General features: G+C 39.4%; 20 protein-coding genes and 1 tRNA gene. 8 read left to right on the top strand and 13 right to left on the bottom strand.

Annotated features, from left to right (window positions below; genetic code table 11):
- Positions 1-117 precede the first annotated feature (117 nt).
- Positions 118-519 carry a helix-turn-helix domain-containing protein gene (locus tag AACH28_RS03815; RefSeq protein ID WP_182331930.1) on the bottom strand — a complete coding sequence of 134 codons (402 nt, stop codon included), beginning with the start codon at positions 517-519 and terminating at the stop codon, positions 118-120.
- A gap of 929 nt (positions 520-1448) precedes the next feature.
- Between AACH28_RS03815 and AACH28_RS03810 the strand changes: the two genes are divergently transcribed.
- Positions 1449-2789, top strand: coding sequence for a M60 family metallopeptidase (locus AACH28_RS03810; RefSeq protein WP_341832292.1), 1341 nt, complete (start codon positions 1449-1451; stop codon positions 2787-2789).
- A gap of 172 nt (positions 2790-2961) precedes the next feature.
- On the top strand, positions 2962-3291 hold the full coding sequence (locus AACH28_RS03805) for a YegP family protein (protein ID WP_075992803.1): 330 nt from the start codon (positions 2962-2964) through the stop codon (positions 3289-3291).
- A gap of 108 nt (positions 3292-3399) precedes the next feature.
- Here the strand turns inward: AACH28_RS03805 and AACH28_RS03800 are convergent, their stop codons facing one another.
- The 4 genes from AACH28_RS03800 to AACH28_RS03785 all read right to left on the bottom strand — a co-directional run bounded on the left by AACH28_RS03800 (position 3400) and on the right by AACH28_RS03785 (position 8861).
- Entirely contained in the window at positions 3400-5520 is a 2121-nt protein-coding gene (locus AACH28_RS03800) for an ATP-binding protein (protein ID WP_341832291.1), read from the bottom strand.
- Between the two features lie 147 nt (positions 5521-5667).
- Positions 5668-6186 carry a methylated-DNA--[protein]-cysteine S-methyltransferase gene (locus AACH28_RS03795; protein ID WP_341832290.1) on the bottom strand — a complete coding sequence of 173 codons (519 nt, stop codon included), beginning with the start codon at positions 6184-6186 and terminating at the stop codon, positions 5668-5670.
- Between the two features lie 123 nt (positions 6187-6309).
- The gene (locus AACH28_RS03790) at positions 6310-7536 is read right to left on the bottom strand and encodes a HAMP domain-containing sensor histidine kinase (protein WP_341832289.1); all 1227 of its coding nucleotides are present in this window, start codon (positions 7534-7536) and stop codon (positions 6310-6312) included.
- 230 nt (positions 7537-7766) lie between these two features.
- The gene (locus tag AACH28_RS03785) at positions 7767-8861 is read right to left on the bottom strand and encodes a PAS domain-containing sensor histidine kinase (RefSeq protein ID WP_153844628.1); all 1095 of its coding nucleotides are present in this window, start codon (positions 8859-8861) and stop codon (positions 7767-7769) included.
- 231 nt (positions 8862-9092) lie between these two features.
- Between AACH28_RS03785 and AACH28_RS03780 the strand changes: the two genes are divergently transcribed.
- Positions 9093-9548, top strand: coding sequence for a GNAT family N-acetyltransferase (locus tag AACH28_RS03780; protein ID WP_248931743.1), 456 nt, complete (start codon positions 9093-9095; stop codon positions 9546-9548).
- A 50-nt stretch (positions 9549-9598) separates the two neighbouring features.
- Here AACH28_RS03780 and AACH28_RS03775 read toward each other — a convergent pair whose 3' ends face one another.
- Entirely contained in the window at positions 9599-10120 is a 522-nt protein-coding gene (locus tag AACH28_RS03775; RefSeq protein WP_341832288.1) for a DinB family protein, read from the bottom strand.
- A gap of 194 nt (positions 10121-10314) precedes the next feature.
- Entirely contained in the window at positions 10315-11895 is a 1581-nt protein-coding gene (locus AACH28_RS03770) for a discoidin domain-containing protein (protein WP_341832287.1), read from the bottom strand.
- Between the two features lie 232 nt (positions 11896-12127).
- Between AACH28_RS03770 and AACH28_RS03765 the strand changes: the two genes are divergently transcribed.
- Together AACH28_RS03765 and AACH28_RS03760 are read left to right on the top strand one after the other, a co-directional pair.
- A complete protein-coding gene (locus tag AACH28_RS03765) occupies positions 12128-13303 on the top strand; it encodes an IS4 family transposase (RefSeq protein WP_341832286.1) in 1176 nt (391 codons plus the stop codon).
- Positions 13304-13504: 201 nt separating this feature from the next.
- Entirely contained in the window at positions 13505-13996 is a 492-nt protein-coding gene (locus AACH28_RS03760) for a YdcF family protein (protein ID WP_153844625.1), read from the top strand.
- Positions 13997-14061: 65 nt separating this feature from the next.
- On the opposite strand, the gene AACH28_RS03755 is transcribed toward AACH28_RS03760, so the two are convergent.
- Positions 14062-15174, bottom strand: a complete 1113-nt coding sequence (locus tag AACH28_RS03755; RefSeq protein ID WP_341832285.1) for an acyltransferase — start codon at positions 15172-15174, stop codon at positions 14062-14064.
- Positions 15175-15547: 373 nt separating this feature from the next.
- On the opposite strand from AACH28_RS03755, the gene AACH28_RS03750 reads away from it, so the two are divergent.
- A complete protein-coding gene (locus AACH28_RS03750) occupies positions 15548-15853 on the top strand; it encodes a hypothetical protein (protein WP_153844623.1) in 306 nt (101 codons plus the stop codon).
- A gap of 35 nt (positions 15854-15888) precedes the next feature.
- On the opposite strand, the gene AACH28_RS03745 is transcribed toward AACH28_RS03750, so the two are convergent.
- The 4 genes from AACH28_RS03745 to AACH28_RS03730 all read right to left on the bottom strand — a co-directional run bounded on the left by AACH28_RS03745 (position 15889) and on the right by AACH28_RS03730 (position 19107).
- Complete coding sequence (locus tag AACH28_RS03745; protein WP_182331939.1) at positions 15889-16188, bottom strand: hypothetical protein; 300 nt, start codon at positions 16186-16188, stop codon at positions 15889-15891.
- A gap of 1 nt (position 16189) precedes the next feature.
- Positions 16190-16702: an ATP-binding protein gene (locus AACH28_RS03740; protein WP_153844621.1), complete on the bottom strand. Its 513-nt coding sequence runs from the start codon at positions 16700-16702 to the stop codon at positions 16190-16192.
- Positions 16703-16980: 278 nt separating this feature from the next.
- Positions 16981-17053: transfer RNA gene (locus tag AACH28_RS03735), tRNA-Lys, on the bottom strand.
- Positions 17054-17187: 134 nt separating this feature from the next.
- Complete coding sequence (locus AACH28_RS03730) at positions 17188-19107, bottom strand: ABC-F family ATP-binding cassette domain-containing protein (RefSeq protein WP_341832284.1); 1920 nt, start codon at positions 19105-19107, stop codon at positions 17188-17190.
- A 60-nt stretch (positions 19108-19167) separates the two neighbouring features.
- On the opposite strand from AACH28_RS03730, the gene AACH28_RS03725 reads away from it, so the two are divergent.
- A complete protein-coding gene (locus AACH28_RS03725) occupies positions 19168-20202 on the top strand; it encodes a quinone-dependent dihydroorotate dehydrogenase (protein WP_088163570.1) in 1035 nt (344 codons plus the stop codon).
- Positions 20203-20210: 8 nt separating this feature from the next.
- The gene (locus AACH28_RS03720) at positions 20211-20990 is read left to right on the top strand and encodes a TIGR02757 family protein (RefSeq protein ID WP_341832283.1); all 780 of its coding nucleotides are present in this window, start codon (positions 20211-20213) and stop codon (positions 20988-20990) included.
- A gap of 100 nt (positions 20991-21090) precedes the next feature.
- Here the strand turns inward: AACH28_RS03720 and gap are convergent, their stop codons facing one another.
- Positions 21091-22098 carry a type I glyceraldehyde-3-phosphate dehydrogenase gene (gene gap, locus AACH28_RS03715; RefSeq protein WP_088161710.1) on the bottom strand — a complete coding sequence of 336 codons (1008 nt, stop codon included), beginning with the start codon at positions 22096-22098 and terminating at the stop codon, positions 21091-21093.
- Positions 22099-22104 lie beyond the last annotated feature (6 nt).

The following is a 22104-nucleotide window of genomic DNA, read 5'->3' as shown; positions in this document are numbered from 1 at the left end:
TATTGAATCAATATTAAATGTTGGTAAATGCATGAGTATCATGAAACATCATAAAAAGGTTTACCTAAAGATATTCAATTTTTAACTATCGAAATGAGAGATAGTCGCTGGGCAAGTTTAAACATAATCCAATGCGTTTAATGCTCTAAATTTTCGCGGACTAAGACCAGTATGTTTTTTGATAAACCGTGTTAATGATGCCGATGAACTAAAACCATAATACGAAGTCAACTCTTTAATCGGAATCTCCGTAGAAGCTAGTTTTTTAGCAATCTCACTTGCAACAATTTCCTTGACGATCGTGCTGGGTGAAGTTTCATTACTTGAAAGCGTCAATCGATGTAACGCTATTCTTGATATATTGAGCTTTTTCAAGTAGAATTGGAGGTCCCAGTGATTCTGAGGATACTGGTGAATAAGGTTTTTAAATTCTACTAGAATGGGGTGTTCTGCTAGCAATGCTGAATTTTGATCCAATTGATTTAACGTTTCGTTTTGTTCCTTTATGTTGTTTTTCATGTTTTAAGATAATCGCTCGTTATTGCCGCACTATAGTGTCTAGGGCTATAGTTTAGGTTAAGTGTTCCATCAATCTTGTTTGAACGCAAGCAAAATTAGCGTATTAATTTCATAGTGTACTTTTCGAATTTAACGATTCGCTTTTTAAAATTATAATTTTTTATCACCGATTGTGGTAAAACTAACCTGCAGCAGACTATCACTGGAAAAATAGGCGGATGAATAAAAACCTGATTCCAATAACAGAGAAATCGCTTTTTTTACTCTAATTTTTGACTGCTATTTTTTATGATTTTATTGTTCATTATTCTTTGTAGTATAGGTGTTTGTGTTTGTTATCTGTATTAAAAGTTAAGTATTAAAATAGGTTGGTTATAACTTTTTGTTATACTTTTTTTTAGGAGTTTTTAAACTTCACGTAATGATTAATCTACGTCAAGAGAATGATATATAATTTTATTGATGGTAACAGATGTGATGATCATGTGCTGCCATGTTAGTCCTTTATGATGTAGTGTTCGAGGGAATAGCGTTGGGGCTGTGTAATTAGTTTGAATAACATCTAGCTTCTATAGCAGTAGAGAATAGGGGTGTTACTCGTTTCTTATCATTTTTTTAAAACAGATTTTCTTTATAATTATTTGAAATTCATCATAGCGAAAAGGTTTTCGTTGATTGTGCAAACGTTTGATGTGGAGTGGTTGATTATTTTTCTGTACAATATATTATATCTTGCTTTTAGATTATGAACTAAAATACTTTGCTGAAGGTGAGGTGAATTCTTTGCATGGATCATCTGGTTTTCAAGTTTCGATGAACCATAAATCGATCAGAAAAATAAAAACTTCGAAACAGCCGCTGAGGCTTTGAAGGATGATCGAAAAGAAGTGCGGACAATTAATACAATTTATAAACTTTATTTAAAAATTATGAGAAAGACCGTGTTTTCTTTAATCGCGATTTTAGTGATCGCTATGACCACTTCCTGTCGGAAGGATGGGAGCTTAATGTACACTTTGCTGAACGGCTCCAGTGGAGAATCCTTAGCAATAGCGGATTCGGTCCAACGATTTAAAGTAAGTCCTTCGGCTGCAACTGAGGTTGATAGACTTCAGTTTCGAGCAAATCATAATGAGATGCAAATGACCGGATTTTATGTGGCACCAAACAGTTCCATAACGATAAAAGTAAAAGTCAACTCGGGGACTACAGCGGCACGCTTAGCGATCGGGACGCCTTTTAGAGACAATATTCGACCAGTACGGCAGTATTTTAATCTCCAGGCAGGTACGCAAACGTTCACAGTGGATCAATACGGGGGTTTGGTTTATGTGATTTATACAGCTGATAACTACACAACAACTGGAGAAATAGAGCTTTCTTTTGGCAAGGGCTTTATCCCGGTACCTTACTTTCAAAAGGGAATTACCACCCATGAGCAATGGGTAGCTACATTGGATTCGTTGAAAAATACAGTGCCGGATGTCGTCTTCTCGTCAGATCACACCATTATGGTAACCAAAATTGCTGATGCGCTGCTGTATAAGAACGAAGATCAACAGCTTATTGTGGATAGACTGGATTCAATTATTGGTTTTTCCAATCGGATCAGTGGTTTGAATGGTACGAGTGGAGTCCATGCCATACCATATAATAAACACCTGATTACCGTGAGAGATTCGAGTGCAGGTGGTTATATGGCTGCCGGTATTTCTATTTATTTTACCGATGCTTTATCTTATCGTATGTTGCAGCCAAAATACCTGTCCAATACAAATGGATGGGGAATATGGCATGAAGTAGGGCATACCTATCACCAAAAAGCTTGGACCTGGGGCAATCTGACAGAAACAACCGTGAATGTCTATTCTCTAGCCAGTGAAAGGGGATTTGGATTGCCGGTAAACCGGGTGACTGCCAATAATTCCTGGCCTAAATTGACGACTTACTTTCAGAAAAACATCGCGGACCGCAACTTTAATTCAGGGGATAATGATTTGAAAATGATTATGTTTCATCAGATTTGGCTAGGATTTGGTGATGATTTCTACATCAAACTTAGCAAAATTACCCGCGAGAACAGACCTGCAGTTTCAACAGACGCAGAAAAAATGCGCTATTTTATGCTATCGGCATGTCAGATTGCACAAAAAGATCTTTCGGATTTTTTTAGAAAATGGGGTTTTAAAGTCGATGAATCTGTCTATACGGCGATAAGTAATCTGAATTTGCCCGCTCCTACACAAGATTTAACCGCGTTAAGAGATTAAACAGTCTTGCGTACTGTGACGTTGAATCTGTTAGAACAGATGTATAGGAAGTATGTGCCTTATTGATGATAAAAAAATTAATCGTTGTTTTACAATAAAAACATTGAAAAGTATTATCTTTAGTATGGAAGTTAATTCCGATAACCACATATTTATTTAATTAATTGAGAAAATGGGTAAATTTGAAGTAAAAACACGGAAAAATGGAGAATTTCAGTTTAATCTAAAAGCTGGAAACGGACAGGTGATTTTAAGCAGTGAAGGTTATACAACTAAAGCCAACTGTTTAAATGGCGTTGAATCTGTAAAAAAGAACGCTCAGGACGATAACAAATTTGATCGTAAAACTTCTACGAACGGTAAGCACTACTTTAACCTCAAAGCTACCAATGGCCAAATTATTGGAACCAGCGAGATGTATGAAAGTGCAAGTGGTATGGAAAATGGTATTGAGTCTGTCAAGAAGAATGCGCCTGATGCGACGGTTGAGGAGATAGCCTAAGTCTATTTTCAAATGCCGGACTACTACACGTAAGTGTAAGCAGTCTGTCAATAATAAGCACGTAGGATTTGATAGTAAAGAGCCGGGTAAAAACCGGCTCTTTTGCGTTTATTTTTCTGCTGTCGGGAGTGGGATGGAAAACCAAAAACTACTGCCCAAACCCACGGTGCTATCAACTCCTATCTGACCCGCGTGTTTTTTGATTATTTCAGCGGAAATATAAAGCCCCAGTCCAAGCCCCGAGTAAGATTTACCTTCGTGATTAGCTCTATAATATCGATCAAAAATAAAAGGCTGTACTGCCGGATTAATACCTTCACCTTGATCTTTGACGGTTATTTTGATACGATCTTGAAGCTGTTCAACCGTAATATTGATTTCTCTCGATTCTGGGGCATATTTAACGGCATTGTTGACAAAATTTACAAGGACTTGTTCAAGACGTTGTTCGTCGGCAAAGATATCTGCATCGAGATCGCCGGTAATATTAACTTGATGGTTGCCTTGGGATATGATATTGTGGCAACTGGAGGTAAGTATCTTTGATGCCTTGAAGGTTGTTTTTTCGAGATGAAGCTGCCCTTCACTTATTCGATGCATATTAAGAAGGTCGTCAACAAGTGTAACGATCTTTTTGATATTGACAGCAGACTGATCAATAAGTCTTGAAATGATGTCACTTCCGGTTTTGTCCTTGAATCGTTCCAGCAGTTGAATCGTTCCCTTTAATCCCGTGACGGGCGTCTTTAGTTCATGGCTGGCAATGCCCAGGAAATCATCTTTTTGTGACTCATAATTTTTCCGTTTTGTGATATCCGCCACTACACCAATGAGGTGAGTCGCATTACCTTCTGCATCGTATTTGGGAAGACCCGACGCATTGATCCAATGCAACGATCCATCAGGCCAACGGATGAGATATTCAGCGTGATAAGTGGTCTTGTTCTGGATAGCATCCTGAACTTTTTGATAGACCATTTCGCGGTGCTCAGGGACGATGCTTTGCATGAGGACATCATAATCAAAGCGATCGTTTTTAGTGAGGCCAAAATTGAGTTTACAGGTTTCCGAGCAGTCCATTTTACCTGTTCTTATATCGCGATTGTAAGAACCAAGTTCACCAGCTTTTAGTGCAATTTCCAACTGATAGTTGAGGGCTTCAAGGTGTTCGTTTCTTTTGATACGCTCCGTAACCTCATTGGCGATGACAATAATAGACTCCGTTTCGCCTTCATCATTTTTCAACGGCTCATAGGTGAAATCAAAATAATGATCGCCCAATTCCCCCATAGACTCAAGTCTTGCGTAGGCAGTGTCTCCAATATAGTTTTGGCCAGTAGTAAAGACATCATCCAATATACCCAAATAAGGCTGTCCCTGTAATTCCGGAAGTGCTTGTGCTAGTGGTTTGCCGAGAATAACCTCTGTTTTGTGCCAGAGTTTGAGCATCATATCGTTGGCAACTTCAATGACTAATTCACGGCCTGTTAAAATCGCAAAGGCTATTGGGGCTTTATCTATAAAGGATCTGAAGCGACGTTCGCTTTTTTTGAGGTTTTTGTTGAGCAGCACTGTCAAATCATAGGATTTGTTGAGCTGGCTATTGGTACGATAAAGTTCATCGTTGGCAAGCTCCATCTCGTCATTAAGCTCGAGCAGCCGTTGTTGCATGGTTGCCATAGTAATATTGACACCCTCAAGCTCATCAATTTTATCTATGGAAGAACTTCGAAGCTCGATTTGATCCATTGCGGTCCGAGCAAGACCTTCTAATATCTGTCGATCAGCCGCAGTGAAAGCGCGTGGATGTTTGTCGATGACGCAAAGCGAACCGATCATAAAACCATCATGTGTAATAAGTGGTGCACCTGCGTAAAACCGTAGTCCAAAATCACCAATTACATTTGGATTGGTCAGTAGGATATCTTCTTTCAGTGTATCTTCAAAGACCGTTACTTTCTTGTCCAGAATAGCTAGACTACACAAGCTTTGCCCTCGATTCGTTTCCTTTGTGGTGCCCATGCCAATATTTGCTTTGAAATAGACAGATTCTGCATCCACCAGTGAGAGCAATGCAATAGGGGCATTGAAGATTTGTGTGGCTAATTTTGCAATTCCATCAAAACTGGCTTCAGAAGGGGTTCCAGTTATTTTATAGCGTCTGAGGGCATTCAGTCTGTCATGTTCATTTTCAGGCATTATATCCATTCCAAACGTATTCTCTATCATAGTGACCGTGTAATTCTTTTCATAAAGATATAGTTTTAATTACAAAAGCGGAGATGCAATTTTTTTTCTCTTCATCGGCGATTCAAAGATTCCCTGAAATGATTGGAATGCCGCAGGAATGATGTGCTCCAAGGCTAATAATCAGCGTTAAAGATCGAATAGTGTTGGGGTCTGATAGTGTTGTTCAAGGTCAAGCAGGATAGACTTATTGCGAATGCCCCCGGCAAAGCCAACAAGCTTGCCTGAGGTGCCAACTATCCTATGACAGGGGACAATGATGGCTATAGGATTTTTATTCAACGCGCCACCAACGGCCCGGACAGCTTTGCTGTCGCCAAGTTGCTGCGCCAGTTGACCATAAGTCCTGGTTGTAACATAGGAAACACCTAAAAGCACTTCCCTGACCCTGATCTGAAAGGCTGTTCCCTGAAAATCAAGCGGAATATCAAATATCTTTCTTTTTTTTGCAAAGTACTCATTCAACTGCAGTTCTGTCTGTATTAAAACTGGAGCCTGTTCATTGTAGGTTGCTGTAGGAAGTTTTGTGCGGATATAATCCTTGTCCGCCCAAACTAAACCTGAAAGTCCCTTTTCGGTAGCGATTAAGTGTATAGGACCAACTGGTGTGTCGATGATTTTATATTCATAATTGGCTTTTACTTCCATATTTCCTTTGCGTCAATGTGTATTAAGGGTAAATCTACAAAAATGAACCTATATTGATGAAGCACACAAAGTTTTTTCTACAGTAAATAATCTCATCAAAAATTTTCTAAAGCTATATTTGGGTTAACAGCATGTAGGCACTTCGATCTTGGTTTGCGGCTTATGGCTGGGGCAGGATGGCAATCCAACTGTAAAAACGGATCCCTTATTGGGTGTACTTTGGATGTTCACAACACCTTTGTTTCGTTCAATAAGATCCTTGCATAGGACTAGGCCCACACCCGATCCGGGCTCGTCTTCTGTGCCAAAGGACTTTTGCTGAATTTCATTAAAAAGTGCGGCAGACTTCGAAGGGTTAATCCCTATTCCTTCATCCTGAATATGAATATGTGTATAGGTTTCATCCATGCTGGTGTAAATGTTGATATTCCCATTCACATAGCTGAATTTGATTGCATTGCTAATCAGGTTGCGTAAAATAATGATGGTATGATCCCGATTGGCAATTATCTGCGTGTTGTTAGGTATATTAATGTTGATTTTTAGTTGTTTAGATTGTGTGTTCTCATTAAAAACTTTAATAATTTGTTGTATCATAGGTTTGATCAATTGGGGTGATGCTTTAGTATTCATACCTTGCATACTGCTGCTGCCCCACTGCAGCAAATCATCCAAAGCTTGATTCTGCTGCGTAATCTGCTGATAGATCTGTTGGATATATTCCTGGGATGCCGTACTATCGAGCATCTGATTACGAAACATAAATACCAGTGCTTCCAAGTTGGCAAAAGGACTTTTGATGTCGTGCGCGATAATAGAAAAAATTTTTTCTTTGTCCCGATTCATGGATTCTAAGTTGAGGCGTTGCTGCTCAATTTTTTTCATATTCTTATAGATGATATCAAGAAAGAAGTTGACCGCAACGACCATGAAAGCAAGTGCATTGATAATATTGAAAACAGATCTGGATCGTGGAACTTGCTGGCTCAGGGGAAGTATATCAGGAAGCAAATATAACAGTAAAATCAGGAAAGCTACCGTAATACAAAGGACTATATGGATCTTTCGGTTGTCATACATTAACATCGAGACAATCAAAGTGCACAATAAAAAATATTCGCCGCCATTTTTATAAAGTAGTGCCCCAGCGAAGAAAAACACAGAATTACTTGTCAATAGTGTTGCCTTCGCGATATTGTGTTTCCCATAATATTGAAGCAGAAGGACCGTAAACGAACAAATAGAATTGGAGAAATTAATCGCCGATAAAACATAGCGGTGGTCGATAAGATTGAGGATTGAAAAGAAAATTGTCGGAAATAAACATAACAATGCAATCAAATTTATCATGTGCACACGTTTGAAATCGATGTATGACATGCCCGGATGTGCACCAATATGGGAAAATAGTTTCCAATATTTACGAAAATGATTCATAGAGACGTGTCTGATTTTGCTTACAATTTCTAAACACTCAAAATTAGCCATAAATCAGCAGTCCAACAATGATTTTTCTTGAAAGCAGTTTAAGATTGGCAAAATCTGCCATGAAAGGAAGATAAAAGGGCTATGTCGCTTTATTAATTTGGGAAAAATAAACGGATTTCGGTTCCTTGGTTTTCCTTACTGAAGATGGCCATCTGCGCTTTGAGTCTTTCAAGAATTTCCTGAACGATAAACAATCCGATGCCTTTTCCCTGGTAATCCGTTGAATTTGAACCACGGAGTCTTTCCATGCGGATATTTTCGAGTTCATGCTGCGGAATACCGATACCATTGTCTTTGATGATATATAACACACCGTTCGTTACTTTTTCACTATATATATGCACCGTTGCTTTCTTATTGGCCGAAGAGTATTTGACGGCATTGTTGATCAAGTTTGTAAAGATTTGGTAGATTGCATTTTGATCGCTGTTTACTGGAAAAAGGTCACCAAAGATAAGTTCAGTATGTGGGCTACGATATAATAATTTGGCTTCCCGGCACCAATTGGGCAATGTAAGATCTAAACGAAGAGCTTGTTTCCGTAGTCTGTTAATTGGAGCAAGACTCAGTTCGACCGTTTTGTCGATAATATCAGCAATGTTTTCAAGTGATTGATCAATGACATCGTACAATTCGAGCCGCCTATTGGACTGCATATCCAAATGTTCTTTTAGCACACCTATGCCCAATTTAGCAAGAGCCAAAGGATTTTTAGCATCATGTGATAGCGTATAGGATATCATGCGCAGGTTGGTTGCGGGATTGATTGTTATATTTTCTTGATCTTCAGGTTTCTCTTCGTGTATCTTATGCGTGACATCTGTGGCTGTGTGGAGGATGGAATAAGTTCGGCCACGCTTATCAAAGAGGGGCCTATATTCAAAATCAAAATAACGTTTGATCTTGAAATCACGGTCAATGATCGTTGCAGGGGTTTCAAATGCCTTGTAGGTGACACCGCTCTCCCAGACATTACGGAGTATATCTGTAAATCCTTCTTGGGTAAAAACCGGAAAAACCTCTCCAAAGGAATGTCCAAATATTTCGTTTTCTGTACGCCACATATTTAGCATTCGCGAGTTGGCGAATGCGATATTGAGGTTCGAATTATCATAAATGGCAGTTGCAATCGGCATCTGATTTAATGCTTCAAAAAAAATCGGAATATCCTTTTGAGGTTTTTGCATATTGGGTATTTAATGATCATCTGCTTACCGCAGTGCGACCGTAAAATTAATCAAAAAATTAATCAAAAATCAAGCCAATAGCGATGGTTTTTAATGTTTCTTGGGAAAAATACGGCCAATCGGTGGGCTTGGAAATAGCGCAATAAAAACACACTAAATTATTATTATATTTAATAAACTTCAAAGGAAATGTAAGTTAACAATAGACAGGGATTTGTAATCATACCAATTATGGATAAGTATTTGGAAATTAGGAAATATGATGTTCAGGACAGAAATAAGCTGATCGATATTCTTCATATGAATATACCGAAGTACTTTGCACAGAGCGAGGTTGCCGATTTCACAGAATATCTTGACCAGGAAATGGAGACGTATTTTGTTGCACTGGTTAACGGGCAAATTATTGGTGGCGGTGGAGTAGGTTTTTCTGATGATGAGCGCACAGGATTTTTGAGCTGGAGTTTTTTAAATCCAAAATATCACGGATTTGGTTTTGGAAAAAACCTATTGCATCACCGTATTGACTTTCTGTACACCCATCATCAGGTTGAAAAGATCGAAGTCGGTACCTCTCAATTCACGTTCGGATTTTATAAGAAAAATGGTTTTATACTAAGGGAAATCCATAAAGACTATTGGGCTGAAGGCTTTGATTTATATGATATGGTCCATACAAGAGAATAGACAATACCATTAACACTGATTCGATGAAAAGCTGATGAATAAAGTGTGGCTCATTGATTGAATGAGACCAAGTTTTCCTTGATTTGATTCAGGTGGTGTAGGGGATGATAGCTCATCAGAAAAAACATTTCGCGTATACTGAGTTTGCCGACCAGAGGATGTGGTAAAACCAGGCTATCGAGCTCCTCTTCATTGTACAGTACAAATAGCTGATTGATTGTAGCTAATACTTCTTCCAGTTGCGCAATCAGACCCTCTTTCTGTGCGGGCAGGATTTCTTCAGGCAAAAATTGACTTGGGGCTTGCCGGCTTGTTTTGAGATAATTGTTACGTACCGTGTCGTAGTCCCAGGTTACGCGTTGCAGGGATCCAAATTTTTGGGCTATGTAATCTTTTGACTGAAGTACCTTTGGAAAGGGTAGAAGCGTTAATAGAATATGTTTTAGCTGCTGACCAGCCGTCCATTTTTCATGATTACGATATGAAAAATGAGGCTCAGGTAATGCCTGGATATAGGCAATAACTGTATAGTGGTTGTCAGAAAAAGTTTTGATCAGTTCTTGTCTATTCATCCTAATTTTAATGATAAGTGATTATTTCGATCGTTTTTTCTAGCTTATTGATAAGTCAAAGTCAGCATGATCTACTAAAAATATAAAATTATTTGCTAACCTCAATTATGAATCTCACTTATTCGGTGTTGATCAAAGCTAAAAAAGGCCGATATTATTTGCGATATCGGCCCTATATTCTATCGATCTAAATTTTAATATGCACCAAAATCTGCAAGATGAGAATAGAAGAAATCACCCCAAGAACTTGTCGATTCTATTTTAAGGTATTGGGTGCTAATGGATGTATTAAGATCGACATTGATCCAGGAGCCAGCAACTTTGCTCAACTGCGTCGTTTTGATCAACGTCCAGCTTATGCCATTTGTACTTGAGTAAATATTGACATCTTTCATCGCTCCATTTAAATTGTCGCGGTTACGGAAAGCAACTCCTTTTACGGTACGTATTGCGCCCATATTGACGGAGAAGAAATGTGGCTGCGGAGTTTGAGTGGACGACCAGGGAGTATGCCAGACTGTACTTCTATTCATATCCAATACATTGCTTGCCGGTGATCCAGGCTCATTACTATCGCTAGCTACAATTGACCAACCTGTGGTCGGTAACAATTTATAGGTTACAACCTTGGATAAATCGGGGATATTGTTAACGAAGTTATAAGCGTATCCTAAGGTAGTACGGCTTCCATTGACATGGAGAAATCCTATTCTCATTTCGTAATTTCCTGTCAGATCATAAAAATCAGCTAATGGGCACTCAAATCGAAAACTATCCTGGCCTATTATTTTTGTAGCCCATTGTACGGCATCATAATCGTTATTCACTCCAAAAGGCTCCCTATCGTGCCAAACAACAATGTCATTGACTGGTTTTGTTGTTGTAAATTTCCCCGAAACGATAATCTTATTGTTCACAAAGCTTGATGACAGGGATGTTATTTCTGCAGATGCAGAAGCATACCAGTCACTTCTTGCTACAGGGCTGAATACTTGGCTATTGTTAAATGTTGCCGCTGTGGTACCGGTCAAAGAGGTTGTAGATATTCCGTAGGTTGAATTGCCTGAGCCCATTAATGCGGTACCTAAAGTTGGCGCTAGCGTTTTGTTCATTCTGTTGTGGCTGGCATTTAATCCATGGCCCAGTTCGTGAATCATTCCACCTATCCATACAGTTGCTTTCCATCCAATATCACCGCCTATTCCTAAGTTTTTAGCGTCCAAATTTACATAATCTAATGCGTAGCAGCTGGTACCAGTGCCATAGAATGGAGGGCCTCCCGGATTGGCTGGATCTGTATTGTAGGTTGGAATAATGATTAGATTGTGCTCGCTTTTTTTTCCCGACGGATTTTGATTAAAATAGCTGTCCACTTCTGCCTTCACAGCGCCGCTACCCCCTGAGTATGGATAAGTAGCTTTACCATATTTTCCAGCGATGTAATGGATGTTAATTAGGCTGTCATTGAGCAGATCTAATCCGAAGGATTTTCTGCCGAAGCCTTCGCGATCCATATTATTTGCAAACATATTTTGGGCATCCAAAAGGATCTTGCTAAGACGCTTTCTGAAGTTGGGAATGGAATCAACATCATTTGGAACAAAATAGATGACGTTCAGCTTGTAGGGATTACTGTTCCATTCATTTGTTACCGAGCTAGTTGATGTTTTTGCTTTTAGAGTTTCGACACTTTCTTCGGTATTTACCAAGGTCTTGTTACAGGAGGCAGCCCCTAAAGCGAGGGTTGCAAGCATTAGATTTAAAAGTTTTCTCATAATGGTTTATATTGTGTATCAATAAATATAAATAAGGCATCTTTTATTGGTGTGTAAAAAAATAAACTTTTATCATAATTAGTTTAGTCAATCGATTGATTAATCAACTTTGAAAAATGTTTTGTAACATTTTAATTTATTTGAGCACTTGCGTCCTAAACGTTTAAAAAGTGGCGGTGTTTGGATATAGCAAAGTTGCTATATTTAAATTGCAAAATTATAACACACCGCCATGATAAATTTAAATGTTTTTAGTCAGATTTTATCTCTTATCGACCGCGAATTATTCAAAGATTTGGTTTCAAAGCACAAAAGTGACAAACATCAGAAAGGGATCAACAGCTGGACGCATCTAGTCAGTATGCTTTTCTGTCATTTTTCCTCGGCAGATTCGGTTCGTGATATTAGTAACGGTCTACGCAGTACCACTGGTAATCTGAACCACTTAGGTGTAGTAAGAGCTCCAAGTAAGTCTAATATATCCTATATCAACACACACCGTACCCATGAACTTTTCAAAGATCTTTACTATTCTGTTTTGGATAGGCTTTGGCAAAAGGACACCCATTTTCGCAAAGATCTTGGTCAGCTAAAGCGTAAAGTATATCTGATGGATGCAAGCATCATCCCCTTATGTCTATCTGTATTTGACTGGGCAAAGTTTCGCAGCACCCAAGGTGCCGTAAAGCTGCACACTGTCTTGGATTATGATGGCTGCCTACCTGTTTTTATGCAGATTACCGATGGAAAAGTACATGAGAGCCAGCGAGCCGGTAGTTACAGTTTTTCCAAGGGAAGCGTGGTGGTAGTGGACCGTGGCTACGTGGATTACAGCTGGCTTGGGGATTTGGACAGCAGGGGGTGTTACTTCGTTACCAGGAGTAAAGTTAATATGAAGTACAAGGTTATCAAGTCCTATCAGAGTGAAGCACTCATGGAAAAGGGGATCCTTAAGGATGAGCTCATTGAGCTATCCGGTGCTGCCTGCAATAAATACAACGGCAAGCCGCTACGCCTAGTCCACTTTTGGGACAGCACCACTGGCAATGAGTACCACTTTTTGACCAATAATACGAAGTGGAAGGCTTCTTTGGTGGCAAACATCTATAAACAACGCTGGCATATCGAAGTCTTCTTCAAGCATCTAAAGCAGCGCTTAAAAGTATCGACATTCATAGGGACTTCTGAAAATGCAGTGATGATCCAGATCTGGACTTCACTCATTGGCATATTACTGTTAAAATACTTACAAAAAAAGGCCAAATATGACTGGAACCTGTCCAATCTGGTCGCATTCATCAGAATGAATATCTTCGTGAAAATAAACATCTGGCAATGGATAGATGATCCCTTTTTCAGGCCGCCTATAAAAGGAAAAAAGGGACAGCTAAAGATCTTCGCAGATTGAAAAATAGGGGTCAATATCGAAATGATGAAAAAAGCTATGCTTGTACCACAGAAATCGAATCCTAAAATTTATTTAGGACACATATGTTATTTGAGCATGAAATGATTAAGAATTAATAGTAACTGGATAAAATTTAACCGACTTCTTACTTGGTTTTCATCTAGGTCTTATTACATTTGATTGTATGAATAATTAAATCGTATGGAAAAAATTAAAAACCTGATATTATTGTTGGGCGCACCCAATGATGAGAAGGGGAATCTCAGCGTTATGGCATTAGATAGAAATGAATGTGCCTATAATTTCTATTGTCATAATGAGGGGACTGCAATTTTATGCACCGGAGGCATGGGTGAACATTTCAATCGGACAGAAAAGCCGCATGGCACTTATGCTCAAGCTTATCTTATGGAAAGAGGTGTCGCAGAGAAAGATTTACTTCCATGTGTACTATCCACAAATACCTACGAAGATTTTATGCTATCAAAGGAGATTATCAAAAAGATCTCTCCAGATCTCTTCATCGTGATCACCTCTGATTTTCACATGGAGCGAGCGAAATTATTGCAAGAAAAACTCATTGACTACCCAAATGTGCTGTTCATTGCTGCAAAGTCGACTGTTAGTCCCGAGAAATTCAATTTGTTGTCACTGCATGAAAAACAGGCTATCCGGAGAATACTGGAACGTTAAACAGGAGTATTGGAATAGCACTATTTTTAGCGATTGCCCCCTTATGCCGGCAGTTTTTTTATGCATTAGCCCAATTTCTTTCTGAGCCATTTGCGGACAGGTTCGTCATACCATTTCAAGCTGATATAGGCCAGTGCAATACTCGCCGCCAAAATCAATAGGGCATAAGGCAAAGCTTTTATAAGCGTCACATCCTTATTGTTGCTGATCCAGGCAACATAAAAATAGACGAAAGGGTAGTGTACGAGGTATAGCGGGTAAGAGATGTCACCCAAAAATTTACAGAGCTTATTTTCTAATCTGCTGCTTGATATGCTGCCTGTCCCCAGGTAAACAATCAGGGGGAATACAATGATAATGCATACCGACTCATATATCCCGTTCATCCAGAGCTGTTCTGCTCCGCCTATACGAGGCATATACAACACAATGGCGATTAAAATACTACAGTACAAAAATGCATGTCGGATACGACTTGGGGTTGTTATTCTGGAGAGCAGGAGGCCCGCAAAAAAAGGGTACATGGTGCGGGTGATTCCTATCCGCACTTGTTCAGCATTTAATGTCCAGCCACCGCTAACATCTCCAGTAGGACTTGTGATCGCCAAATGGGCGAGTGCCACAGCCGCAATAAAGACCAAAATGCTTAAAGCTGTTTTAGATAGTTTGCGAATACCGATGGCATATAGAATATTGGCAATATATTCAAAAAACAATGACCAGCCGACACTATTGAGCGGATGCATTTCCTGCCAGCCACGAATATCCAAAGAGAGGGGAACGGGAAGAATCGTATAACCAATGAGCATTACCAAAAGCATTTTCCAGAGCGGAACGGTGTGAATAAGTGGCCAGATTGTAGAATCTGTAAAATAAAAGCCTATCGCGCCAAGAGTCATACCTAATATAACCATCGGCTGAAGGCGTTCAATACGGCGTTTAAAGAAGGTGCCAATAGACATTTTATGCCAGCGATCATCATAGGCATAGCCGATCACAAAGCCAGATAAAAGAAAGAAAAAGTCAACGGCCAAATAGCCATGGTTGACCAAGATATCGAGATGTCCTGTTCCCAATGGCTCCGTGAGATGAAAGGTTACAACGATAATCGCTGCGACTCCTCGTAGTCCGTCTAAAATGGGATAGTGTGGCTTTGTAGAAAGGTTTTTATTGTTCATGGCTTTTGATCGTATTTCGAAGATGTCTATGGACTTGCTAACTGTTTATAAATGTTATTGAATGGGTGAAAATAATGAAATAACAGGTTTAAATTTGATCAAATCGTATCAAAATCCCGATGGTTAGTCTCATTTTTTGTGTTGTACCGAATCGTTTATGTGGATTCACAAGTTTTATTGCTGGTACACACAGCTGCCAGTATTTATATTCTTATAGATCGTGCATTCCGAGATCCAATGACCCAAATTTTTCATATCTTGCTGTCCAATTCACAAAGGCTTTCTTCGACCGTCAGTTTACGTGAAATCGAGAATCTCCCTTTGTGCATTGAAAATCCCGCTGTGCATTTATAAACATAAATTAATAAAAGAAATGATTGTTGTTAAAGTAACCTATAGTGTTCGCGATGACTATGTACATGCGAATAAAAAAATGATTGAAAGCTTTCTCAAAGATTTCAGGAAGTTAGATGGAACACAATTCCTGTATACTATTTTGCAGGGTGGTGAAAGCAATACTTTCGTACATATTTCCCAATATAAGAATAATGAGATACAGGATCAATTACTGAGAATACCGAGCTTTGTCGATTTTCAGGAACAAAGAGATAAAAACCTTGCTGTTGAGCCCAAAATTGAGTTTATGAACTTTATAGGGAGCTCAAACGATCCGTTTTAGCGAAGGAGAGACCGCGCTTCATGCAAAAGATATGTTTAATCGCTATATGCAATTAAACCACTTTGTTTGTTACTTGAAATGTCAAGGATTTGAGTGAAGCTTTTTATGTCAGTATCCATTTGGAATCCCTTGTCTAATATAATTTGCTGAATTTGTTTAATCAGAGCAGTATTCAGCCTGAAATCCGTATAATAGTCAAATTGTGTAGCGATTATGCCTTTTTGCTGAAGACTGCTGAAAGTCTTTTCGTCAAGTTGTCCAACGAAAACCAATCCTGCCTTTTCAGGAAAATCTGGTTTTACTTGTTTATCATCGATAATATAAAAATCTAACATCTTAGGATTTAATTTTTGCAAGTATCTGGTCACTACGACTCGATAATGTGCCGTTTACTTCAATAGCTTGTATACCGAAGTCGTCAATCCAATCGAGGAGTAAATCATTAACTTTAGATCTAAGTTTGGGTAGATCCGACTTGTGGCAAGGTATCAAATCGGGTTCTTCAATGGGGACAAACACCAAAAGATCAATTTCGGCCAATACAGCAAAGGCTTTTTCAAAAAGGAACTGAATATTTTTCTTTGGATCAAGAATATGCAGATAAGCTAAGATGTCGAGTACACATCTATCGAATATTACATTGTCTCCACTTTGTGAAATTAACTGGGCAGAGTAGTTAAATTGTTCAACGAAATCTTCAGCGCTGGGATCTTCAAGGAATTCATGGCCCAATGATTCCAGTTGATAGTAGGGTTCTACTTCCAGCGCGTATCCGGGAAGTTTTTCCAGAAGCTCTTCTGCTAAGGAGGTTTTACCTACTTTGTGCGTGCCAAATAGGGCAATTCTCATTTTTCAAATTTATTTTATGAACTACGTTGTCAACATCCAAGGTAATGTTGTTAAACAAAAATAGCTAATTAAATATCCGATATTCTAATCGCCTTCATATGTTTTATGCTGTATCTAACGCTTTCCAAAAAATTACATGTAATAGCCGAATCAAATATCCGCAAACAGAATATAGTTGTTATTGATGGACAGGAAAAAGGCAAAGTAAGTGCCATTAATCTTTCGAATCCTACTCTGTTAAAACAAAAAAAGCTAATCTTGCGATTAGCTTTTTTCTGTGATCCCGCTGGGATTCGAACCCAGGACCCATACATTAAAAGTGTATTGCTCTACCAGCTGAGCTACGGAATCTTACTTCTTTATTTTTGAACTACCGTTCCTTGTTTGAAGTGATGCAAAAGTAGGGCTTTAATCCTATTCCTGCAAATAATTTTGACTTAAAATCACGCTTTAATGCTTAATAAGCTGATTTTAAGCCAAAAAAATTAATCATTTTCCAATTCCATGATTTCTTCCGCCAACTGCTCCCAACTCTCTTGGAATTGCATCAATAATGCCTTCGCTGAGTTGTAAGAACGTGTAGTTTCCTGTAACTTAGTCGCATCCGAATACACAGCTTCGTCGGCAAGCTTCGATTCTAAGTTTTTGACTAAAATTTCCTGCTCCTCAATTTTTTGTTCAAAAGACGTTAGCTCCTTATTTTTTTTGCTCAACAAACGTGTCTTATCTTCCGTAAGTGGTTGCTTTTCTTTCTTTACTTTGGGTTCTTCCTTGACTTTTTTCTCGGTTTTTACCTCCGTCTTCACGACGCGTTTTGCAGCCCATTCTTCATACTCCTGGTAAGTACCTGGGTACTCCTTGATCTGTTTGTCTTCAATGTACCAGATTTTGTTCGCCACATTGTCCAAGAAATACCGGTCGTGGGATACAACGATAAATGTACCTTCGTATTGCTGCAAAGCCTGGATCAGAATGTTGACAGACTGCATATCCAAGTGGTTGGTAGGTTCATCGAGCGCTAAGAAGTTCGCGTCTGCGGTTAGTGCTTTTGCAAGAGCCACACGTGATTTCTCGCCTCCGGAAAGTACTTTGATCTTTTTGAAAGCATCGTCTCCGGTGAATAGAAAACATCCAAGAATGGAGCGCAATTCGGTCTCTGTATGCTTCGGTGCAAAAGTTTGTAACTCGGCAAGGATGGAATTTTCCAGATGTAAGGCTTCCAGTTGATGTTGTGCAAAAAATGTTTGCGAAACGTTGTGTCCCTGTTCTGCCTTTCCTTCAAACTCGTGATCCGCGTTAGCCACGATACGTAAGAGGGTAGATTTACCTTTACCATTGGCACCAATTAGTGCAATCTTATCACCCTTTTCTATAATTGCTGAGGTATTTTTTAAGATCTCCAGGTTAGGGTAGGACTTGGAAATATTTTCCAACGTCACAACGTGACGACCTGAAGGTTTTGAAAATTTAAAGCTGAAGTTTACTGTAGGGTTGTCATCGTCAACATCGTCAATTCTCTCCAAGCGATCCAACGCTTTGATCCGCGACTGCGCCATTTTGGCTTTGGAAGCCTTAGCGCGGAAACGCTCAATTAAACGTTCTTCCTGTTTTATCTTGGCTTGCTGGTTTTTAAACTGATTGGCCTGCAATTCATTCCGTAATTCCTTCTCTTCAAGATAAAAACTGTAATTACCTGCATAAAGTGTTAATTTTCCTTTACGTGATTCTACCGTTTTCTTGATGATGCGGTCAAGGAAATATCGATCGTGGGAAACAATCACAATGGCGCCATCAAATGCTTGCAGATAGTTCTCCAGCCATTTGATGGAAGGTAAGTCCATGTGGTTGGTCGGCTCATCCAGTAACAGAATATCCGGAGTTTGCAATAAGATACGGGCAAGCATAACCCGCATACGCCATCCTCCAGAGAAAGTGGCCAATGGTCTTTTTTGTTCTTCTTCCGAAAAACCTAGACCAGCAAGGATTTCGTGGGCCTTAAATTCGATGTTATAACCATCTAAGGCCTCAAATTCTACTTGTTTATCGCTTAGTTTATTCAGGATGTCATCCGAATAATCTGTTTCTAGTTTGTGGAGTAAACCCTCGATTTCGGCATGTAATTGATTTTGGCGCTCAAAAGCTTCCATGGCAACATGCAAAATGCTTTTGTCAGAATGGTACGACAATAAGTCCTGGTTTAAATAACCAATCTTAAGGTCCTTCGCCATGGAAATCGTTCCTGATGTGGGCGTATATTGACCGACAATAAGGCGAAGTAAAGTCGATTTACCTGTACCATTGGCACCGATCAAGCCAACTTTATCTCCTGGTTTTATATGCCAGTTTGCTTCGTCATATAAAGCGCGAGATCCTATTTCAAATGTTAAATTATTTATTGATATCATTTCAACTGCAAAAGTACAAAAGTAATGAATATTTCTTCTTCTTTGAGTAACTTTGCGATTATGTATAAATTAGTCAAACCTATATTCTTTACAATGAATCCGGAGACGGCTCACCATAAAGTGACCGGTGGATTGAATGTTTTCTCAAAAATTTGGGGCGCCAAACAATTATTGAACGCTTTTTTTACCGTGGAAGATCCACGTTTGGAACGCGAAGTCTTTGGATTGAAATTTAAAAATCCTGTGGGCCTTGCTGCTGGCTTTGATAAAAATGCGGAATATATTGCAGATATGACTAATTTGGGATTTGGTTTTATCGAAATTGGAACGGTAACTCCTAAGCCGCAACCGGGTAACGATAAACCCAGGATGTTCCGACTTGTTTCCGATGAAGCTTTGATCAATAGAATGGGATTTAATAATCAGGGGGCAGACGTTGCCGCCACAAGATTGAAAAATCTAAAGGATCGAAAAGGATTGTTAATAGGGGGGAATATCGGTAAGAATAAGGTGACGCCTAATGAGGAAGCTGTCAATGACTACATTTATTGCTTCAATGCATTGTTTGACTACGTGGATTATTTTGTGGTCAATGTGAGCTCCCCGAATACACCAGGCTTACGCGATTTGCAGGAAAAGGAACCTTTAAAACATCTATTAAATACTTTACAAAGCCTCAATGTCGCTAAAACAGCTCCGAAACCAATTCTGCTTAAAATAGCACCTGATTTGACGGATAGTCAATTGGATGATATCGTCGAGATCGTATTGGAGACACAAATTGCAGGCGTCATCGCAACGAATACAACAATCTCAAGAGAAGGCTTAAAGAGTCAACAGGAACTGATTAATGAAGCGGGCGGGGTAAGTGGACGTCCTTTGACCAAGCGTTCAACAGAAGTTATTCGCTACTTAAGTGAAAAGTCCAACAAGGCATTTCCTATCATTGGTGTAGGGGGGATTCATTCGGCGAAAGATGCCATAGAGAAGTTAGATGCTGGAGCCAGTCTCATTCAAGTTTATACCGGTTTTATCTACGAAGGTCCAGGCTTGATTGCAAAGATTTGTAAAGGCATATTGCAGACAGGAAGATAAGGATTAGCATGGCAGTTGATTTTGATCTGAAAGATTTCTTGGATAAGAAAGTTGATGAATATAATCAACCTGGTTTTATTCCAAATGATCCCATATCGATTCCGCATCAATTTTCAGCGAAGCAGGACATTGAAATCATGGGATTCTTGGCTTCCATTATGGCTTGGGGGCAAAGAAAGACGATTATCAATAAATGCAACGAGCTGGTGGCTCGAATGGATGGTTCGCCATACGATTATATCATCAATCACCAAGAGCAGGATTTAAAAACCTTACTGGGATTTAAACACCGCACGTTCAATGATACCGATATTCTTTATTTTGTTTCTTTTTTTAAGCATCACTATCAGCATTTCGAATCTTTAGAAGATGCTTTTCTCGTAGGGCAGGAGAACAGGGAAGAAGTCGACTTAGAAATGGCACTGAATGCCTTTAAAACCTATTTCTTTTCGTTGCCTGACTATCCTGTTCGCACACGGAAACACATTAGTAGTCCAGCACAGAAGTCAACCGTCAAGCGGATCAATATGTTTTTACGCTGGATGGTCAGAAAAGATACAAAAGGGGTAGACTTTGGGATTTGGCAGCGTCTTTCCCCAAAAGATCTAATCTGTCCGTGCGATGTCCATGTTGAGCGTGTTGCCCGTAAATTTGGTCTAATTACATTGGATAAAGTGAATTGGAAAACAGCTCAGGAATTAACGGCCAATCTACGCCTACTAGATCCGTTGGATCCGGTCAAATATGATTTTGCGTTGTTTGGTTTGGGCGTAGAAGGGGAACTGTAAAATTAAGGCGTGAAGAAAAAAGCGTCCTTGTCAACTATAGCTGGCAAGGACGCTTTTTTTATACCGGAACCTATCGTAAGATGCTGCAGGGGTAGCTAGATTATACAAGCTTGTCGATCTTGATCAGGAGGTCAACCAAACGATTAGAATAACCAAATTCATTGTCATACCAGCCTACAACCTTGACCAGACCCCCCACTACCGAGGTTAACTGGGCATCAAATACACATGAATAGGGGTTATTGATGATATCTACCGAAACTATGGGGTCTTCTGTATAAAATAATACATTTTTTAAGTCGTTTTCTGCTGCAGCTTTGAACGCTTTATTAATTTCTTCTACCGTGGTTTCTTTCTCAAGTGTACAGGTAAAGTCAGTCAATGAGCCATTGAGTACAGGTACACGTATGCCTGCGCCCCCTAATTTATGCTGCAAATGTGGAAAGACATTGGTGATGGCCTTAGCAGCACCAGTAGTTGTTGGAATGATCGCCGACGATGCTGCCCGCGCTCTCCTTAAATCTTTATGTGGTGCGTCGTGAAGATTTTGGTCTCCAGTCATGGAGTGAACCGTGGTAATATAGCCATCTTTGATGCCCCAATTTTCATCCAATATTTTAACTAGGGGAGCAACATTGTTTGTTGTACAGGAGGCATTGGATAAAATCGAAGCAGATAGATCAATGACACGATCATTAATGCCCAATACCACTGTTGGAATGTCTTTATCTTGTGCGGGTGCGGAAATAATCACTTTTTTTGCACCAGCTTCCAAGTGCAACGACGCTTTGTCACGACTGGTAAAGTACCCCGTAGATTCTATGACGACATCAATCTGAAGCTCCTTCCAAGGCAGTTCCGCCGGATCTTTTTCATTGGTGACCAAGATGGAAAGACCATTGACAATAATATGTTGGTCATCGTGGGTCACAGTACCAGGAAAAGGACCATGTACAGAATCATATTTAAATAGGTGGGCCAACGTCTTGGTGTCTGTCAGATCATTGATAGCGATGACCTGCAGTTCATCGAAAGCCCCTCTTAAAAAGATATTACGTAGTGTATTTCTACCGATACGTCCGAATCCATTGATTGCTATGTTTAGCATTTCAGA

This window comes from Sphingobacterium thalpophilum (assembly GCF_038396785.1).
GTDB classification, from domain to species: Bacteria; Bacteroidota; Bacteroidia; order Sphingobacteriales; family Sphingobacteriaceae; genus Sphingobacterium; species Sphingobacterium thalpophilum_A.
Note: the sequence above shows the minus strand (reverse complement) of the source record. Positions and strands in the feature narration are given on the sequence as shown.

Bases quoted from the DNA above. Each gene is read 5' to 3' on its own strand.
- AACH28_RS03815 (WP_182331930.1), bottom strand. From the start codon at position 519: ATGAAAAACAACATAAAGGAACAAAACGAAACGTTAAATCAATTGGAT.
- AACH28_RS03810 (WP_341832292.1), top strand. From the start codon at position 1,449: ATGAGAAAGACCGTGTTTTCTTTAATCGCGATTTTAGTGATCGCTATG.
- AACH28_RS03805 (WP_075992803.1), top strand. From the start codon at position 2,962: ATGGGTAAATTTGAAGTAAAAACACGGAAAAATGGAGAATTTCAGTTT.
- AACH28_RS03800 (WP_341832291.1), bottom strand. From the start codon at position 5,520: ATGATAGAGAATACGTTTGGAATGGATATAATGCCTGAAAATGAACAT.
- AACH28_RS03795 (WP_341832290.1), bottom strand. From the start codon at position 6,186: ATGGAAGTAAAAGCCAATTATGAATATAAAATCATCGACACACCAGTT.
- AACH28_RS03790 (WP_341832289.1), bottom strand. From the start codon at position 7,536: ATGATAAATTTGATTGCATTGTTATGTTTATTTCCGACAATTTTCTTT.
- AACH28_RS03785 (WP_153844628.1), bottom strand. From the start codon at position 8,861: ATGCAAAAACCTCAAAAGGATATTCCGATTTTTTTTGAAGCATTAAAT.
- AACH28_RS03780 (WP_248931743.1), top strand. From the start codon at position 9,093: ATGGATAAGTATTTGGAAATTAGGAAATATGATGTTCAGGACAGAAAT.
- AACH28_RS03775 (WP_341832288.1), bottom strand. From the start codon at position 10,120: ATGAATAGACAAGAACTGATCAAAACTTTTTCTGACAACCACTATACA.
- AACH28_RS03770 (WP_341832287.1), bottom strand. From the start codon at position 11,895: ATGAGAAAACTTTTAAATCTAATGCTTGCAACCCTCGCTTTAGGGGCT.
- AACH28_RS03765 (WP_341832286.1), top strand. From the start codon at position 12,128: ATGATAAATTTAAATGTTTTTAGTCAGATTTTATCTCTTATCGACCGC.
- AACH28_RS03760 (WP_153844625.1), top strand. From the start codon at position 13,505: ATGGAAAAAATTAAAAACCTGATATTATTGTTGGGCGCACCCAATGAT.
- AACH28_RS03755 (WP_341832285.1), bottom strand. From the start codon at position 15,174: ATGAACAATAAAAACCTTTCTACAAAGCCACACTATCCCATTTTAGAC.
- AACH28_RS03750 (WP_153844623.1), top strand. From the start codon at position 15,548: ATGATTGTTGTTAAAGTAACCTATAGTGTTCGCGATGACTATGTACAT.
- AACH28_RS03745 (WP_182331939.1), bottom strand. From the start codon at position 16,188: ATGTTAGATTTTTATATTATCGATGATAAACAAGTAAAACCAGATTTT.
- AACH28_RS03740 (WP_153844621.1), bottom strand. From the start codon at position 16,702: ATGAGAATTGCCCTATTTGGCACGCACAAAGTAGGTAAAACCTCCTTA.
- AACH28_RS03730 (WP_341832284.1), bottom strand. From the start codon at position 19,107: ATGATATCAATAAATAATTTAACATTTGAAATAGGATCTCGCGCTTTA.
- AACH28_RS03725 (WP_088163570.1), top strand. From the start codon at position 19,168: ATGTATAAATTAGTCAAACCTATATTCTTTACAATGAATCCGGAGACG.
- AACH28_RS03720 (WP_341832283.1), top strand. From the start codon at position 20,211: ATGGCAGTTGATTTTGATCTGAAAGATTTCTTGGATAAGAAAGTTGAT.
- gap (WP_088161710.1), bottom strand. From the start codon at position 22,098: ATGCTAAACATAGCAATCAATGGATTCGGACGTATCGGTAGAAATACA.